Origin of the sequence: Kitasatospora sp. NPDC002551 (genome assembly GCF_040296005.1) — a bacterium.
GTDB lineage: Bacteria > Actinomycetota > Actinomycetes > Streptomycetales > Streptomycetaceae > Kitasatospora.
On record NZ_JBEOWI010000035.1, the window covers coordinates 1 to 15,671 of the forward strand.

At 72.3% G+C, this 15,671-nt stretch carries 12 protein-coding genes; 1 reads left to right on the forward strand and 11 read right to left on the reverse strand.

Annotated features, from left to right (window positions below; translation table 11 throughout):
- Positions 1-377 precede the first annotated feature (377 nt).
- From ABT093_RS26235 to ABT093_RS26275, 9 genes are all read right to left on the reverse strand, one after another.
- Positions 378-1,901: a CoA-acylating methylmalonate-semialdehyde dehydrogenase gene (locus tag ABT093_RS26235; protein WP_350568668.1), complete on the reverse strand. Its 1,524-nt coding sequence runs from the start codon at positions 1,899-1,901 to the stop codon at positions 378-380.
- A gap of 226 nt (positions 1,902-2,127) precedes the next feature.
- Positions 2,128-2,892 (reverse strand): nucleotidyl transferase AbiEii/AbiGii toxin family protein, encoded by a 765-nt coding sequence (locus tag ABT093_RS26240; protein ID WP_350568670.1) that lies wholly within the window; start codon positions 2,890-2,892, stop codon positions 2,128-2,130.
- 61 nt (positions 2,893-2,953) lie between these two features.
- Positions 2,954-3,385, reverse strand: coding sequence for a hypothetical protein (locus ABT093_RS26245; RefSeq protein ID WP_350568672.1), 432 nt, complete (start codon positions 3,383-3,385; stop codon positions 2,954-2,956).
- Between the two features lie 175 nt (positions 3,386-3,560).
- Entirely contained in the window at positions 3,561-4,955 is a 1,395-nt protein-coding gene (locus ABT093_RS26250; protein WP_350568674.1) for an NAD(P)/FAD-dependent oxidoreductase, read from the reverse strand.
- 81 nt (positions 4,956-5,036) lie between these two features.
- The gene (locus tag ABT093_RS26255) at positions 5,037-5,840 is read right to left on the reverse strand and encodes an ABC transporter permease (protein ID WP_350552617.1); all 804 of its coding nucleotides are present in this window, start codon (positions 5,838-5,840) and stop codon (positions 5,037-5,039) included.
- On the reverse strand, positions 5,840-6,769 hold the full coding sequence (locus ABT093_RS26260) for an ABC transporter permease (protein ID WP_502884319.1): 930 nt from the start codon (positions 6,767-6,769) through the stop codon (positions 5,840-5,842). Before ABT093_RS26260 ends, ABT093_RS26255 begins: the two co-directional genes overlap by 1 nt.
- Positions 6,766-7,908 (reverse strand): ABC transporter ATP-binding protein, encoded by a 1,143-nt coding sequence (locus tag ABT093_RS26265; RefSeq protein ID WP_350568675.1) that lies wholly within the window; start codon positions 7,906-7,908, stop codon positions 6,766-6,768. Before ABT093_RS26265 ends, ABT093_RS26260 begins: the two co-directional genes overlap by 4 nt.
- Positions 7,909-7,948: 40 nt before the next feature.
- Positions 7,949-9,205, reverse strand: a complete 1,257-nt coding sequence (locus ABT093_RS26270; RefSeq protein ID WP_350568676.1) for an ABC transporter substrate-binding protein — start codon at positions 9,203-9,205, stop codon at positions 7,949-7,951.
- Between the two features lie 54 nt (positions 9,206-9,259).
- Complete coding sequence (locus tag ABT093_RS26275) at positions 9,260-10,771, reverse strand: gamma-aminobutyraldehyde dehydrogenase (protein WP_350568677.1); 1,512 nt, start codon at positions 10,769-10,771, stop codon at positions 9,260-9,262.
- Positions 10,772-11,116: 345 nt separating this feature from the next.
- Here ABT093_RS26275 and ABT093_RS26280 point away from each other — a divergent pair, with 345 nt between their 5' ends.
- Positions 11,117-12,772: a PucR family transcriptional regulator gene (locus ABT093_RS26280; RefSeq protein ID WP_350568679.1), complete on the forward strand. Its 1,656-nt coding sequence runs from the start codon at positions 11,117-11,119 to the stop codon at positions 12,770-12,772.
- 19 nt (positions 12,773-12,791) lie between these two features.
- Here the strand turns inward: ABT093_RS26280 and ABT093_RS26285 are convergent, their stop codons facing one another.
- The gene (locus ABT093_RS26285) at positions 12,792-13,994 is read right to left on the reverse strand and encodes a polyamine ABC transporter substrate-binding protein (protein WP_350568680.1); all 1,203 of its coding nucleotides are present in this window, start codon (positions 13,992-13,994) and stop codon (positions 12,792-12,794) included.
- Between the two features lie 74 nt (positions 13,995-14,068).
- Positions 14,069-15,427: an aspartate aminotransferase family protein gene (locus ABT093_RS26290; protein WP_350568682.1), complete on the reverse strand. Its 1,359-nt coding sequence runs from the start codon at positions 15,425-15,427 to the stop codon at positions 14,069-14,071.
- Positions 15,428-15,671 lie beyond the last annotated feature (244 nt).

Below are 15,671 nucleotides of genomic sequence, written 5' to 3' on the forward strand. Positions count from 1 at the left end.
TGCCGTTCCCGGCGCTTCCTTCACCCAACTCACTGGCGTCTTCTGCGGCTTGACGCCCCGTCCGACGTTTCAAACTCTAGCCGACCTCCGCTCCGAAAAGCGAATCCGACCGCAATCCACAAAAATGCACACGCCAAATAACCCCATGCCGGGGAGGCGTTGGTATTTCCAGAGAATTGGCCGCCCCGGGACCGTCCGCGCCTATGCGTGTCCGGTGCTCCCTGTCGAGCGACTAGGGAACACTACGCCGGTTCGCGGCCGAAGGCAAACGCCAAGCAAACTCCCGGGCATGCCGCAGGCCGGCCCGCGCTTCTGCGGACCGGCCTGCGGTGCTCCGACTCGGGTCCCGGCCCCGTGGCCGGCCCCGGGTGTCGGACTCAGCTGTTGGTCGGGAACCCGAGGTTGATGCCGCCGTGCGACGGGTCCAGCCAGCGCTGGGTGACCGCCTTGCCGCGGGTGAAGAAGTGCACGCCGTCCTGGCCGTAGGCGTGGGCGTCGCCGAACAGCGAGGCCTTCCAGCCGCCGAAGGAGTAGTAGGCGACCGGCACCGGGATCGGCACGTTGATGCCGACCATGCCGACCTCGACCTCGTACTGGAAGCGCCGGGCCGCGCCGCCGTCGTTGGTGAAGATGGCGGTGCCGTTGCCGTAGGGGTTGGCGTTGATCAGGGCGAGGCCCTCCTCATAGGAGGCGACGCGCACCACGGAGAGGACCGGGCCGAAGATCTCGTCGGTGTAGACGGACATGCCGGGCTTCACGTGGTCGAACAGCGTGGGGCCGAGCCAGAAGCCGTCCGCGGTCGGCGTGCCGTTGCGGTCCTCGGCGGTGACCGGGTGCTTGCGGCCGTCGACGGCCAGGTCCGCGCCGTCGGCGAGGCCGGACTCCACGTAGGAGGTGACCTTGTCCCGGTGCTGGCCGGTGACCAGCGGGCCCATCTCGGACTCGCCGTTGCAGCCGGGGCCGACCGTGAGAGTGGCCATCCGCTGCTTGATCTTCTCGACCAGCTCGTCGCCGATCGGGTCGACGGCGACCAGGACGGAGACCGCCATGCAGCGCTCGCCGGCCGCGCCGAAGCCGGCGTTGACGGCGGCGTCGGCGCTCAGGTCGAGGTCGGCGTCGGGCAGGACCAGCATGTGGTTCTTGGCGCCGCCCAGGGCCTGGACGCGCTTGCCGTAGCGGGTGCCGGTCTCGTAGACGTAGCGGGCGATCGGGGTGGAGCCGACGAAGCTGACCGACTTGATGTCGGGGTGCTCCAGCAGGCGGTCGACGGCGACCTTGTCACCGTGCACGACGTTGAAGACGCCGTCGGGCAGGCCGGCCTCCTTCCACAGCTCGGCGAGGAAGTTGGCGGCGGACGGGTCCTTCTCGGACGGCTTGACGACCACGGTGTTGCCGGCCGCGATGGCGATCGGGAAGAACCACATCGGCACCATGGCCGGGAAGTTGAACGGCGAGATGATCGCGACCGGGCCGAGCGGCTGGCGGATCGAGTAGACGTCGATGCCGGTCGAGGCCTGCTCGGTGAAGCCGCCCTTGAGCAGCTGCGGGATCCCGCAGGCGTACTCGACGACCTCGAGGCCGCGGGCGATCTCGCCGAGCGCGTCCGAGTGCACCTTGCCGTGCTCGGCGACGATGATCGCCGCCAGCTCGTCCTTGCGGGCGTTGAGCAACTCGCGGAAGGAGAAGAGCACCGTGGCGCGCTTGGCGACCGAGGCGGTGCGCCACTCGGTGAAGGCCGAGGCGGCGGCGGCCACCGCCTGGTCCACCTCCACGACCTCCGCGAAGTCGACCTGGCCCGTGACCTGGCCGGTGGCCGGGTCGAAGATGTCACCGCGGCGGGGCGCGGCACCGGCGGTGGCGACCGGCCGGCCGCCGATCCAGTGGGTGATGTGCTTGCTCAAGGTCCGTCTGCCTCCGAAGTCCGGGCGGCCTGACGCCACCGGTCCCTGGTGTGGCGCCGCCCGTACGGGACGGGCGGCGGGGTCACGGGGCTACCGCGCTCACCGTCCAGTCTGCTGGCCACTCGGACCGGTCTCAACGAACAGGCTGACGGGGATCGGGGATTCAGCCTTACAGGTCGTCGGACGGGCCCCCTCCGGGTGACACGGACCGGAGGGCCGGGGGCCGTCAGGCGTCCTCCTGGTCCTCCAGATAGGGATCGTGCAGACCGTCCGCCGCCTCCTGGGTCTCCAGCAGGTCCAGCCGCAGGTCCTGGGCCCAGGCCAGTGCCCACCGCTTCAGCTCGTCGACATCCTCGGCGGGCAGACCCCGGGCCCGGAACCGGCCGTCGGCGGCCTCGGCCAGCGTCTCCAGCCGCTCGGCGAGCGCGGTGGGCTGGAAGTCGGCGTCCAGCCCGGTGGCCAGGGCGAGCAGTTCGCCCTCGCGGTAGCAGGAGGTGAGCGCGTGCACGTCGATCAGGTCCCGGGGCAGGGCGCGGTCCACGAGCAGGGCGGTGGTGAGGGCGGCGGCGTCCTCCAGGGCGACGACGGTCACGGCCGGCGGCGTGCCGGTCGGCCCGGCGAGGTCGACCCGGACCGGGCGGTGGCCCAGCGGCTCCTTGCGCAGCTCGACGGTGTGCGCCCGTCCGCCCAGGACCAGCCGGACCGAGAGCTGCTCCAGCCGGGGCGTGCCGGGGCGCTCGACGACGACGCCGCCCGCCGCGCGGTAGGCGGCGGCCAGGTCGGCGGCGGCCTGCGGCAGGTCGGTGGCGCCGGCGGCCACCAGGGTGAGCCCGTCCTGGTCACAGGCCGGGACGCCGTGGGCGCGCAGGGCGTGCCCCCCGGCGAGGGCGAGCCCGTGCCGGTCGCACACGGGCCCGGCCAGTTCGGCGAGGCGCAGCTGGGCCGGGCCCGGGTGGAGGGAGGGGCCGACGGCGTCCGGGGCGGTGGTCACCCCTCCAGTCTGGCGCGCCACCGGCGGCGGCGCGCCCGGCGGACCGGCGCGGGCCGGGCGGTCACCAGTCGCCGAGTTCGGCGGCCGCCTCGTGCAGGGCGAGCTCCAGGAGGACCGGGTCGTTGAGCCGTCCGGTGCCGTCGGGCGGGACGAGCCAGCGCACGCCCCGGCCGCGGCGGTCGGGGTGGGGGACGACGACCCAGGTGCCCTCTCCGGCGCAGCGCACGCCGGTGCCGATCCAGCGGGCGGCGGTGCCGGCGGGCACCAGGAAGCCGAGGTACTCGTCCCCGAAGTCCGCGAGGACCGGCCCGCAGGCCCGGGCGCCGAGGAGGCCGGCGGCCGGGCGCCCGAGCCGGCCGGGGACGGAGAGGACGTCCCACTGCCGTCCGGCCGGGAGCAGCACCAGGCCGAGGCCGCTGCGTTCCCACTGCTCCCGGAAGGCCGCCGGGTCGGGTGCGGTCCGGGCCAGCCAGTCCAGTCCGGTGATCTCCATGTGCTGTCCCCGCTCTGCGCGTCGGTGCGTTCGGTGGCGGCGGGAGACACGGAGACCCGCCGTCACCAACGAGAGGCGGACGGCGGGTCTCTCTTACACGGTTGGCGCCGACACGTACCCGGCCGGCGCCCACACCCTGGGCACCTGTGCGATCGGCGGGCGCGGCGCCGGACGGTCAGCTGTCGAAGCCGAGCCCCATCCGGTCGAGGGTGCGCAGCCAGAGGTTGCGGCGTCCGCCGGTGCGGTCGGAGTGTTCCAGCGAGCGGGTGGTGAGCTCGATGCCGGCCCAGCGGACCGGCTCGGGCGGGAACGGCAGCGGCTTGCGGCGGACCATCTCCAGTTCGGTGCGCTCGGTGCGCTCCCCCGCGAGCAGGTCGAGCATGACCTCGGCGCCGAACCGGGTGGCGCCGACGCCGAGGCCGGTGAAGCCGACGGCGTACGCGACCCGGCCGTGGTGGGCGGTGTCGAAGAAGGCGGAGAACCTGCTGCAGGTGTCGATCGCGCCGCCCCAGGCGTTGGTGAAGCGGACGCCCTCCAGCTGGGGGAAGCAGTGGAAGAAGTTCCGCGCCAGGGTGCGGAAGGTCTCCGGCCGCTGGTCGTACTCGTGCCGGACGTGCCCGCCGAAGCGGTAGACGGCGTCGTAGCCGCCCCAGAGGATCCGGTTGTCCGCGGAGAGCCGGAAGTAGTGGAACTTGTTGGCGCTGTCGCTGAGCCCCTGGCGGCCGTGCCAGCCGATGGCGGCGAGCTGCTCGTCGGTGAGCGGCTCGGTCATCAGCGCGTAGTCGTACACCGGGACGATGTACGGGCGGACGCGCTTGAGCAGGGACGGGAAGGCGTTGGTGCCGAGCGCGACCTTGCGGGCGAAGACCCGTCCGTAGGGGGTGCGCACGGCCATGCCGCCGCCGTGCTCGCGCAGGGCGGTGGCCGGGGTGTGCTCGTGGATCCGCACGCCCTGGCCCAGGCAGGCCTGCTTGAGACCCCAGGCCAGCTTGGCGGGGTGGACCATGGCCACGCCGTCCTTGTCCCAGATCCCGCCGAGGAAGGTGGGCGAGTCGACCTGGGCGCGCAGTTCGTCGCGGTCGAGCACGGTGACGTCGAGGCCGTACCGGGCGACGGCCTCGGCGACCTCCTGGAGTTCGTCGAGCTGGTGCGGCTGGGTGGCGATGTCGATCTCGCCGGTGCGCTCCCACTCGGCGTCGATGCCGTAGCGCTGGAGGGTGGCCTCGATGCCGTCCAGGTTGGCGGCGCCGAGGCGCTCCAGCTGTCCCAGTTCGGCGGGCCAGCGCTGCAGGCCGTTGCCGAAACCGTGGGTCAGGCTGGCCGCGCAGAATCCGCCGTTGCGGCCGGACGCCGCCCACCCCACCTCCTGCCCCTCGACCAGGACGACGTCCAGCGAGGGGTCGCGCTCCTTGGCGACGAGGGCGGTCCAGAGTCCGGAGTAGCCGCCGCCGACGACCAGCAGGTCGCAGCTGGTGTCGCCGACCAGGGCGGGCAGTGCCGTCGGCCGCCCCGGGTCCTCCAGCCAGAAGGGGGTGGGCCTGGCGTCACTGAGTGCGCGGGCGGAGTCCATGCATTATCAGCCACTTTCTACACATTGGTGATGGTGGTCGGCCGCCCTCCCGACGGTACGCCGGGAGGGCGGCCGGGCCGGTCAGGCGGTGGCCTTGCGGCGGTTCCCGAGCCACTGGCCGCCCATGGTGAGCGCGACGGCGGCGATGAACATCGCGGTGCCGATGACGTTCACCTGGACCGGGATGCCGCGCTGCGAGGCGCCCCAGACGAACATCGGGAAGGTGACCGTGGTCGGGCCCGAGTTGAACTGGGTGATGATGAAGTCGTCGAAGGAGAGCGCGAAGCTGAGCAGCGCGCCGGCCGCGATGCCGGGGGCGGCAAGCGGCAGGGTGACCCGCAGGAAGGTCTGGGTGGGGGTGGCGTAGAGGTCCTGGGCGGCCTGTTCGAGCCTCGGGTCCATGCTCATCACGCGGGCCTTGACGGCCGTCACCACGAAGCTCAGGCAGAACATGATGTGCGCGATGAGGATGGTGGTGAAGCCGAACGGGATGCGCATGTTGAGGAAGAGGGTTCCCAGCGAGGCGGCCATCACGACCTCGGGCATCGCCATCGGCAGGAAGATCATCGCACTGGTGGCGGCCTTGCCGCGGAAGCGGTAGCGGGCCAGCGCGAAGGCGACCATGGTGCCCAGCACGGTGGCGCCGATGGTGGCGGCGACCGCGATCTGCAGGCTGAGCGAGAGCGACTGGCACATGTCGGCCACGCCGCAGGGGTCGGTCCAGGCGTCGGTGGAGAACTCGTTCCACTCGTAGTTGAACTTGCCGACCGGCTTGTTGAACGAGAAGGCGAGCACGACCAGGTTGGGAAGCACCAGGTAGGCGAGGGCCAGCAGGCCGGCCAGCACCACCAGGTTGCGGCGGATCCAGGCGATCACTCGGGACATCAGACCAGTTCCTCCGTCCCGGCCTTGCGCATGTAGACCGTCACGATGCCCAGGATCAGGGCCATCAGGATGAAGCTCAGCGCCGCCGCGGTGGGGTAGTCGAGCACGTTCAGGAACTGCTTCTGGATGCCGTTGCCGACCATCTGCTCGCTCGGCGAGCCCAGCAGCTGGGCGTTGATGTAGTCGCCGGAGGCCGGGATGAAGGTGAGCAGGGTTCCGGCGACCACGCCGGGCAGCGAGATCGGGAAGGTCACCTTGCGGAAGGTGGTGAACGGGCGGGCGTAGAGGTCGCCGGCGGCCTCGTGCAGGCGCGGGTCGATCCGCTCCAGCGAGGTGTACAGCGGCAGGATCATGAACGGCAGGAAGTTGTAGGTGAGGCCGCAGACCACGGCGAGCGGTGTCGCGAGCACCCGGTCCCCCTCGGTGAGGCCGAGGGCGGCGGTGACGTCGAGGACGTGCAGGGCGTCGAGCGCGCCGACCACCGGGCCGCCGTCCGAGAGGATGGTCTTCCAGGCCAGGGTGCGGATCAGGAAGCTGGTGAAGAACGGCGCGATGACCAGGATCAGCAGGACGTTGCGCCAGCGCCGGCTCACCTTGAAGGCGATGGTGTAGGCGAGCGGGTAGCCGATGGCGAGGCAGAGCACGGTGGCGGTGGCGGCGTAGCCGAACGAGCGGACGAAGTGCCACTTGTACTCGACCAGGGCGTCCCAGTAGGTGGCGAGGTGCCAGGTGACGCGGAAGCCGTCCTCCAGCGAGCCGGTCTGCAGCGAGGTGGAGGCCTGGTAGACCATCGGCACCGCGAAGAAGACGACCAGCCAGGCTATGCCGGGCAGCAGCAGCCAGTACGGGGTGAGCCGGCGCCGGGGCCCGGGGGCGTCCGCGGGCAGGGGGACGACCTGCGGTGGCGCGGCCGGGGTGGTGGTGGTCACGCGGCGGCCTCCCCGGTGCCCGCGTCGATCGCCTGGGCGGCGTCCAGGGCGAAGGAGTGGGCCGGGTTCCAGTGCAGGACGACGGGGGCGCCGGGGACGATCCGGGCGTCGCGCTCCATGTTCTGCTCGAAGACGGTGACCTCCTGGCCGCCGTCGGTGCGGACCAGGTACTGGGTGGAGACGCCGATGAAGCTGGAGTCGACGACGGTGCCGGCGAGCCGGTTGCGGCCGTCGGCGACCTCGGCGGAGCCGTGCTCGATGGTGATCTTCTCCGGCCGCACGCCGAGGTGGACCCGGGTGGCGCCGCCGGCGCGGCGGGCCCTGGGGACGGTGAGCCGGGCGCCGGCGGCGGTGAGCAGCAGGTCCTCGCCTGCGCCGCCGGTGACCTCGGCGGCCAGCAGGTTGGACTGGCCGAGGAAGTTGGCCACGAAGGTGGTGGCGGGGTTCTCGTAGAGCTCGGCGGGGGCGCCGAGCTGTTCGACCCGGCCGCCGTTCATCACCGCGATGGTGTCGGCCATGGTCATGGCCTCCTCCTGGTCGTGGGTGACGTGCACGAAGGTGATGCCGACCTCGGTCTGGATCCGCTTGAGCTCCAGCTGCATCTGGCGGCGGAGCTTGAGGTCGAGGGCGCCGAGCGGCTCGTCGAGGAGCAGCACCTGGGGGTGGTTGATGAGCGCGCGGGCGACGGCGACGCGCTGCTGCTGGCCGCCGGAGAGCTGGTGCGGCTTGCGCCGGGCGTACTGGCCGAGCTCGACCAGTTCGAGCATCTCCTCGACCTGCTTCCTGACGTCCTTGCGGCCGCGGCGGCGCAGGCCGAAGGCGACGTTCTCGAAGATGTCGAGGTGCGGGAAGAGCGCGTAGCTCTGGAAGACGGTGTTCACCGGCCGCTTGTACGGGGGGAGCTCGGTGACGTCCTGGCCGCCGATCAGGACGGTGCCGGCGGTGGGCTCCTCCAGCCCGGCGATCATCCGCAGGGTGGTGGTCTTGCCGCAGCCGGAGGCACCGAGCAGGGCGAAGAAGGAGCCCTGGGGGACGGTCAGGTCCAGCGGGTGGACGGCGGTGAAGGAGCCATAGGTCTTGCCGATTCCGGTGAGGCGGACGTCGCCGCCGACGGCCGCGGAGCTCTGCTGCTCTGTCATGGGTGGTGTCTCTCTGGGATTCTCTGCCGTCAGTGGGGGGTCAGGCGCCGATGAGCTTGGAGAACTTCTCCTCGAAGTCGCTCTCCTCGTTCTCCGTGAGGGTCCGGAAGACGTGCGCCTTGGCCGCCATCTCGGGGGTGGGGACGACCAGCGGGTTGGCCGCGCTGTCGGGGGCGATGGCGGCCAGTTCCTCCTGCACGCCGGCGACGGCGGAGACGAAGCCGATTCCCGCGGTCAGCTGCGCCGCGATCTTCGGCTGATAGTAGAAGTCGATCAGCTTCTCGGCGTTCGCCTTGTGCTGGGCCTTGGCCGGGATCAGCAGGTTGTCGGTGCTGCTCACGAAGCCCTTCTCGGGTATGACGAACTCGATGTCGGGGTTGTCCGCGCGCAGCTGGATCAGGTCGCCGCCCCAGGCGACGCAGGCGGCGATGTCGCCGGAGGAGAGCTCCTGGCCGTAGTCGTTGCCGGTGAAGCGGCGGATCTGCTTGTTGTCGACGGCCTTCTGCAGCCGGGCGACGGCGGCCCCGTAGTCGTCGGCGGTGAACTTCGCCGGGTCCTTGCCCATGTCCAGCAGGGTGATGCCGATGCTGTCGCGCATCTCGGACAGGAAGGTCACCCGGCCCTTGAGGTCGGGGTCCTCCAGCAGCTGGGCGACGCTGGTGACCTCCTTCCCCCTGGTGGCCTTCCTGTTGTAGGCGATGACCACCTGGATGCCGGCCCACGGGTAGCTGTAGAGCCGGCCCGGGTCCCAGTCCGGGGCGCGGAAGCGGGACTCGACGGTGGTGATGGCGGTGGTGACGTTGGCCGGGTCGAGCTTCTGCGCCCAGCCGAGCCGGATCATCCGGGCGGCCATCCAGTCGGTGAGCACCATCAGGTCGCGGCCGGTGTCCTGGCCGGCCGCGAGCTGTGGCTTCACCTTGCCGAAGAACTCGACGTTGTCGTTGACGTCCTCGGTGTACTTCACCTTGATCCCGGTGGCGGCCGTGAAGGCCTCCAGGGTGCCGTGCTTCTCCTTGTCGTTCTCGTCGGCGTCGACGTAGAGCGGCCAGTTGGAGAAGTTCACCTCCCGCTCGCTGTCCGAGAGGTCCTTGGCGGCGTTCGCGGTGGAGTCGCCCGTCCCGTTGACGGACCTGGCCGGCGGGATGCCGCAGGCGGCCAGCGAGCCCGCGCCGGCGGTGAGGGCGGCGGCGCGCAGCACGGCGCGCCGGCCGAGGGCGGCCCGGCCACTGGTCAGACTGCGTTCCCAGGCCTTGCGGACCGGTTCCGACAGTCCGTCGGTGAGCTCGTTGAACGCCATGGGACGGGCCTCCTGGGGGGCGAAGGGGGGGGTGGCGGGGACCACCCGGTCCGGTTATCTGTCTCCGAAGACGGTGCGGTGCCAGTCCTTGCGGGCGACCGCGGTGGTGTCGAACATGACGTGCTTGACCTGGGTGTACTCGTCCAGCGAGTACTGCGACATGTCCTTGCCGTAGCCGGAGGACTTGTAGCCGCCGTGCGGCATCTCGCTGATGATCGGGATGTGGTCGTTGACCCAGACGCAGCCCGCCGCGATCTCGCGGGTGGCGCGCAGCGCGCGGTGCACGTTGCCGGTCCAGGCCGAGGCGGCCAGGCCGTAGGGGGTGTCGTTGGCCAGCCGCAGGCCCTCGTCGTCGCCGTCGAAGGGCAGCACGACCAGGACGGGGCCGAAGATCTCGCCCTGGACGACCTCGCTGTCCTGGGCGGCGCCGGTGATCAGGGTGGGGCGGTAGTAGGCGCCGCGGGTGAGGTCGGATCCGTCGTGGCCCTTCGCGGGGGCGGCGCCGCCGGTGACCACGGTCGCGTAGCCGCGGGCGCGCTCGACGAAGCCGGCCACCCGGTCGCGGTGGGTGAAGGAGACCAGCGGGCCGAGGTCGGTGCGCGGGTCGAGCGGGTCGCCCGTCCGGATCGCGCCGTACAGCTCGGCGACGCCGGCCACGAAGGCGTCGTAGAGCGGGCGCTGGACGTAGGCGCGGGTGGCCGCGGTGCAGTCCTGGCCGCCGTTGATCAGCGAGGCGGCGACCGCGCCGTGCACGGCGGCGTCCAGGTCGGCGTCGTCGAAGACCACGAACGGGGCCTTGCCGCCGAGCTCCAGGTGGGTCCGCTTGACGGTCGCGGTGGCGAGTTCGGCGACCCGCTTGCCGACCGCGGTGGAACCGGTGAAGGAGACCATCGCGACGTCCGGGTGGGCGACCAGGTGCTCCCCCGCGACCCGCCCCGCGCCGGTGACGACGTTGACCACGCCGTCCGGGATGCCGGCCAGGGTGCAGGCCCGGGCGAACATCAGCGAGGTGAGCGGGGTCAGCTCGGCCGGCTTGAGGACGATGGTGTTGCCGGCCGCGATCGCCGGCAGGACCTTCCACGCGGCCATCTGCAGCGGGTAGTTCCAGGGCGAGATCGAGCCGACCACGCCGATCGCCTCGCGCCGCACGTAGGAGGTGTGGTCGCCCGAGTACTCGCCCGCGGCCTTGCCCTCCAGGTTGCGGGCGGCCCCGGCGAAGAAGGCGGTGTTGTCGATGGTGCCGGGGACGTCGAACTCGGTGGAGAGCTTGACCGGCTTGCCGGTCTGCGCGGTCTCGACCCGGGCGAGGTCGCCGGCCGCGTCGGTGAGGACGGCGGCCAGGCGGGTCAGCGCCTCGGAGCGGGCGCCGGGGGTGGCGCCGGCCCACTCGGGCAGGGCGGCCCGGGCGGCGGCCACGGCCTCGTCGACCTGCTCGGCGGAGGCCAGGGTGACCTCCTCGACGACGCTGCCGTCGGCCGGGTTGACGACCTGGAAGGGATCGCCGCTCCCCCGGCTCCACCGGCCCGCGATGTACTGCGCGCCCGCGCCGAAGTCGGTCAGGTCCATGTCTTCCTCCAAGTCCCGGTGGTTCGTGTGCCGCACGGACGGCGCGCCGGCCCGGCCGTGCTGCACGCGCCGGCGGGCCGAGGGGTCGCACCGGGGCCCCGTGACCGGTCGGGTCGTACGCGGGGCGCGGGGTGCGGTGCGGGGCATCCGATCGTCGATCACCGATGATGTCCGGATCTCGCCACAGCCGACCCGCTGACCATGCCCGCTGCCGCCGGGGCGTGACAAGGGTCACTGCGACAACCTCGACGCGAAGCGCCTTACAGGGTGCAAGGCTTCGGCCAGGGCAACAGGTCGTCGCCGTGATGAATGATTGCCTGACACTCTGAACCCTGGAGGCCGTCGATGCTCCCCACCGTCGCCCGCGTGCTCGACCTGGAGGTGATGCGCCGCGGCCTGCCGCAGGTGGTGGCCGGTGCCGACCACCTGGAACGCCCGGTCCGCTGGGTGCACGTCAGCGAGCTGCCCGACGTCGCCGGCATGCTCCAGGGCGGCGAACTGGTGCTGAGCACCGGAATCGCCCTGCCCGAGGACCGCGAGGGCCTGGCCCGGTACGTGCGCGAGCTCGCCGACATCGGCGTGGCCGGGCTGGTCATCGAGTACGGCCGGCGCTATTTCGACACCCTGCCGCGCGCCCTGGTGCACGCCGCCGAGCAGCGCGGCCTGCCGCTGATCGCGCTCCGCCGCGAACTGCGCTTCGTCGCCGTCACCGAGGCGGTGCACGCCCTGGTGGTCAACGCCCAGCTGGAGCAGCTGCGCACCTCCGAGGCGATCCACCAGGTCTTCAACGAGCTGGTCGTGGAGGGCGCCGAACCGGTCGAGGTGGTCCGCCAGGTGGCCCGGATCGCGGGCGCCCCGGTCGTGCTGGAGAACCTCGCCCACCAGGTGCTGACGCACGACCCCGCCGGGCGGCCCGAGGCCGAGCTGCTGGAGGACTGGGAGCGCCGCTCGCGCGGGGTCCGCCCGCCCGGGCGCACCGGGCACGACCCGCGCAGCGGCTGGCTGGTCACCACGGTCGGCGCCCGCGGCCAGGACTGGGGGCGGCTGGTGCTGGTGCTGGTGCAGGAGCCGGGGCCGCTGCCGGAGGGCGGCCCGCACCCGTTCACCATGCTGCTGGAGCGCGGCGCCTCCGCGCTGGCGCTCAACCGGCTGGTCGTCCGCGACCGGGAGAGCCTGGAGCGGCAGACCCACCGCACCCTCCTCTCCGGCATCCTCACCCACGCGCTGACCGTCTCCGAGGTGGCGCTGCGCGCCCAGGCGCTCGGCGTGCCGCTGGAGGGGCGGCGGCTGGTCGGCGCGGTGCTGCGCCAGCGGCGCGGCCCGATCCCCGCCGCGCTGGAGGCGCAGGCCCGGCTGCGCGACTTCACCGAACTGGCGGCGAGCGCGGTGCGCGCCTGCCGGCTCTCCGCCCTGGTCGGGGCGCTGGACGACGAGGGCGTCGGCGTGCTGATCACGCTCGGCCCCCAGCAGGACGAGCACGCCGCGCTGGACGCCTTCGCCGCGGCGCTGCGCCGGCTGGCAGCCGAGGCGGCCCGGGACCCCGCCGCGCCGGCGCCGGTGGTCGCGGTCGGCTCCTCGGTCGGCTCGGTCCGCGACGCCCGGCGCACCCTGCTGGAGGCCACCCAGGTCGCCGACGCCGCGCTGCACGACGTGCCCGGCGGCCGGACGGCCTCGTACTACCGGCTGCCGGACGTGCGGCTGCGCGGCCTGCTGCACCTGCTGCGCGACGACGCCCGGCTGCAGACCTACGTCGAACGGGAGCTGGGCCCGCTGCTCGCCTTCGACGCCGAGCACAACGGCCAGCTGGTGCAGATGCTGCGGATCTACCTGGAGCAGGGCCGGAACAAGTCCGCGGCCGCCGATGCCGCGCACCTGTCCCGGCCGTCCTTCTACGACCGGCTGCACAAGGTCGAGCGGATCCTCGGGGTCGACCTCGACCAGGTCGAGTCCTGCCTCTCGCTGCACGTCGCCCTGCTCGCGCTGGACGCGGTGCGCCGGTAGCGGCCGGACCGGGGGGCCGCTACACGCCGGTGATGCGGGTCCACACCTTGTGCAGGGCGGGCCGCTCGGCCGAGGTGACGTCGCGCATGGTGTGCAGCCGGGCGCGCATCTCCTCGGTCGGGAAGAGCAGCGGGTGCTCCGCCAGCTCCGCCTTCTCCCGGTCCCCGCTGGCCGCGAGCACCTCGCGCGCGGCCGGCACCGGGCAGATGTACTGCACGGCGGCGGCCAGCTCGGCGGCCACCTCGGGCTGGTAGTAGTGGTCGATCAGCAGCTCGGCGTTGCGCTTGTGCACGGCCCGGTTGGGGATCAGCAGGCTCTCGGCCCACAGCTCCCCGCCCTCCTCGGGCACCACGAAGGCGATGTCCGGGTTCTCCGCCGTGAGCTGGACGGCGTCCCCGGAGTACGCCTGGCAGGCCAGCGCGGCGCCGGAGGCCAGGTCGCTGGTGTAGTCGTTGCCGGTGAACCGGCGGACGTGCCGGCCGTCGACCATCCGCTGCACCAGGTCCATCGCCCGGTTCGCGTCGTCCTCGGTGAAGGCCGTGATGTCGGCGCCGTGCGAGAGCATCAGCAGGCCGAGCGCCTCGTCCAGCCCCGCGAACAGGGTGACCCGGCCCTTCAGATCGGGTGCCCAGAGGTCGGAGACGGACTTCAGCTCGCGGCCGAGTTCCTTGCGGTTGTAGGCGATGCCGGTGATCCCGGACTGCCAGGGCACGCTGTGCCTGCGCCCGGGGTCGACCGCCGGGTCGGCCAGCTGCGGGTCCAGCTGCGCGGTGACGTTGGGCAGGTTGGCCCGGTCCATGGCCTGCACCCAGCCGAGCCCGATGTACCGGCCGACCATCCAGTCGCTGACGACCATGAGGTCGCGTCCGGGATCGGTGCCCTGGGTGAGCACCGGCCCCATCTTGCCGAAGAACTCGTCGTTGTCGTTGATGTCCTCGGTGTAGGTGACCTTGATCCCGGTCCGCTCGGTGAACCCGTCCAGGGTCGGGCGCCCGCCGTCGTCGTCGGCGTCGATGTACTGGGTCCAGTTGGAGAAGCCCAGCCGCTTCTCGTCCTCCGAGCGGTCCGGGACCGAGCGGCGGTCCTCGTCCACGTAGGCGGACGGGATGCCGCAGCCGGTCAGGGCGGCGGTCCCGAGCAGTCCGGCGGTGGCGCCGAGCACCCGGCGGCGGGTCGGACGGCGGGCCCCGCTCGGGCGGCGGGTCTTGGTGGTGCTGGGCATGGTTGGGGCCTCCGGAGCGTGGGACGGCCCCGGGCGCACGGGGGGAAGCGCCCGGGGCCGTCCTGTCGGTGTGGTCAGACGGTGTGCGCGTCGGCCAGCGACAGCACCTCGTCGAGGACGGCGAGGCCGGTCTTCGCCTCCTCCTCGGTGACGGTGCACGGCGGGACGACGTGGAAACGGTTCATGTTGACGAACGGCCACAGCCCGCGCTGCTTGCACGCGGCGGCCAGCTCGGCCATCGGCGCGTTGGCGGCGCCGGCCGCGTTGTACGGCACCAGCGGCTCGCGGGTGGCGCGGTCCCGGACCAGGTCGAGCGCCCAGAACACGCCGAGCCCGCGCACCTCGCCGACGGACGGGTGGCGCTCGGCCAGCTCGCGCAGGCCGGGGCCGAGCACGGTCTCGCCGATGTGCTTGGCGTTCTCGACGATGCCCTCCTGCGCCATCGCGGTGATGGTGGCGACGGCCGAGGCGCAGGCCAGCGGGTGACCCGAGTAGGTGAGGCCGCCGGGGAACGGCCGCTCCGCGAAGGTCGCGGCGATCTCCGCGTTGATCGCGACGCCGCCGAGCGGGACGTAGCCCGAGTTGACGCCCTTGGCGAAGGTGAGCAGGTCGGGGGTGACGCCCCAGTGGTCGGCGGCGAACCACTCGCCGGTGCGGCCGAAGCCGGCCATCACCTCGTCGAGGATGAAGACGATGCCGTACCGGTCGCAGATCTCCCGGACGCCGGCCAGGTAGCCGGGCGGCGGGACCAGGATGCCCGCGGTGCCGACCACGGTCTCCAGGATGATCGCCGCGACGGTGGCCGGGCCCTCGAAGGCGATGATCTGCTCCAGATGGGCCAGCGCGCGCTCGCACTCCTGCGCCTCGTTCTCGGCGTGGAAGTTGGAGCGGTAGGCGTACGGGCCCCAGAAGTGCACGATGCCGGAGACGCCGGTCTCGTTGGCCCAGCGGCGCGGGTCGCCGGTCAGGGCGATCGCGTTGGCGGTGGCGCCGTGGTAGGAGCGGTAGGTGGAGAGCACCTTCTGCCGGCCGGTGTGCAGCCGGGCCAGCCGGATGGCGTTCTCGTTGGCCTCGGCGCCGCCGTTGGTGAAGAACACCTTGTCGAGGTCGCCCGGGGTGCGCTCGGCGATCAGCCGGGCGGCCTCGCTGCGCGACTCGACCGCGAAGCCGGGGGCGATGGTGCAGAGCTTCGCCGCCTGCTCCTGGATCGCCGCGACCACCTTCGGGTGCTGGTGCCCGATGTTGGTGTTGACCAGCTGCGAGGAGAAGTCGAGGTAGCGGTTGCCGTCGTAGTCCCAGAAGTACGAGCCCTCGGCGCCGGCCACCGCGAGGGGGTCGATCAGCGCCTGGGCGGACCACGAGTGGAAGACGTGCGCGCGGTCGGCGGCCTTGACGGCCTGGCCGGCGGCTGAGTCAGCGGTGGGGATGCTCATGCGGCAAGGCTAGGGACTCGTCGGGCCGAAATGGAGGTCCATCCTGTCAGTCGGTCGCACCCGGGGCCGACAGGGTGCAAAGGCACAGGGCCCGGGTCACCAGGACCCGGGCCCATGATCCGATCACACGATCATCGGAACAGCATCAGATCGCGGTCATACCGCGCCCGACGGTCATGACCCGCTCAGATCGCGGTCATACCGCGCCCGACGGTCATGACCCGCTCAGATCGCGGTCATAACG

Bases quoted from the DNA above. Each gene is read 5' to 3' on its own strand.
- ABT093_RS26245 (WP_350568672.1), bottom strand. From the start codon at position 3,385: ATGGAGATCACCGGACTGGACTGGCTGGCCCGGACCGCACCCGACCCG.
- ABT093_RS26275 (WP_350568677.1), bottom strand. From the start codon at position 10,771: ATGGACCTGACCGACTTCGGCGCGGGCGCGCAGTACATCGCGGGCCGG.
- ABT093_RS26285 (WP_350568680.1), bottom strand. From the start codon at position 13,994: ATGCCCAGCACCACCAAGACCCGCCGCCCGAGCGGGGCCCGCCGTCCG.
- ABT093_RS26265 (WP_350568675.1), bottom strand. From the start codon at position 7,908: ATGACAGAGCAGCAGAGCTCCGCGGCCGTCGGCGGCGACGTCCGCCTC.
- ABT093_RS26280 (WP_350568679.1), top strand. From the start codon at position 11,117: ATGCTCCCCACCGTCGCCCGCGTGCTCGACCTGGAGGTGATGCGCCGC.
- ABT093_RS26290 (WP_350568682.1), bottom strand. From the start codon at position 15,427: ATGAGCATCCCCACCGCTGACTCAGCCGCCGGCCAGGCCGTCAAGGCC.
- ABT093_RS26255 (WP_350552617.1), bottom strand. From the start codon at position 5,840: ATGTCCCGAGTGATCGCCTGGATCCGCCGCAACCTGGTGGTGCTGGCC.
- ABT093_RS26270 (WP_350568676.1), bottom strand. From the start codon at position 9,205: ATGGCGTTCAACGAGCTCACCGACGGACTGTCGGAACCGGTCCGCAAG.
- ABT093_RS26250 (WP_350568674.1), bottom strand. From the start codon at position 4,955: ATGGACTCCGCCCGCGCACTCAGTGACGCCAGGCCCACCCCCTTCTGG.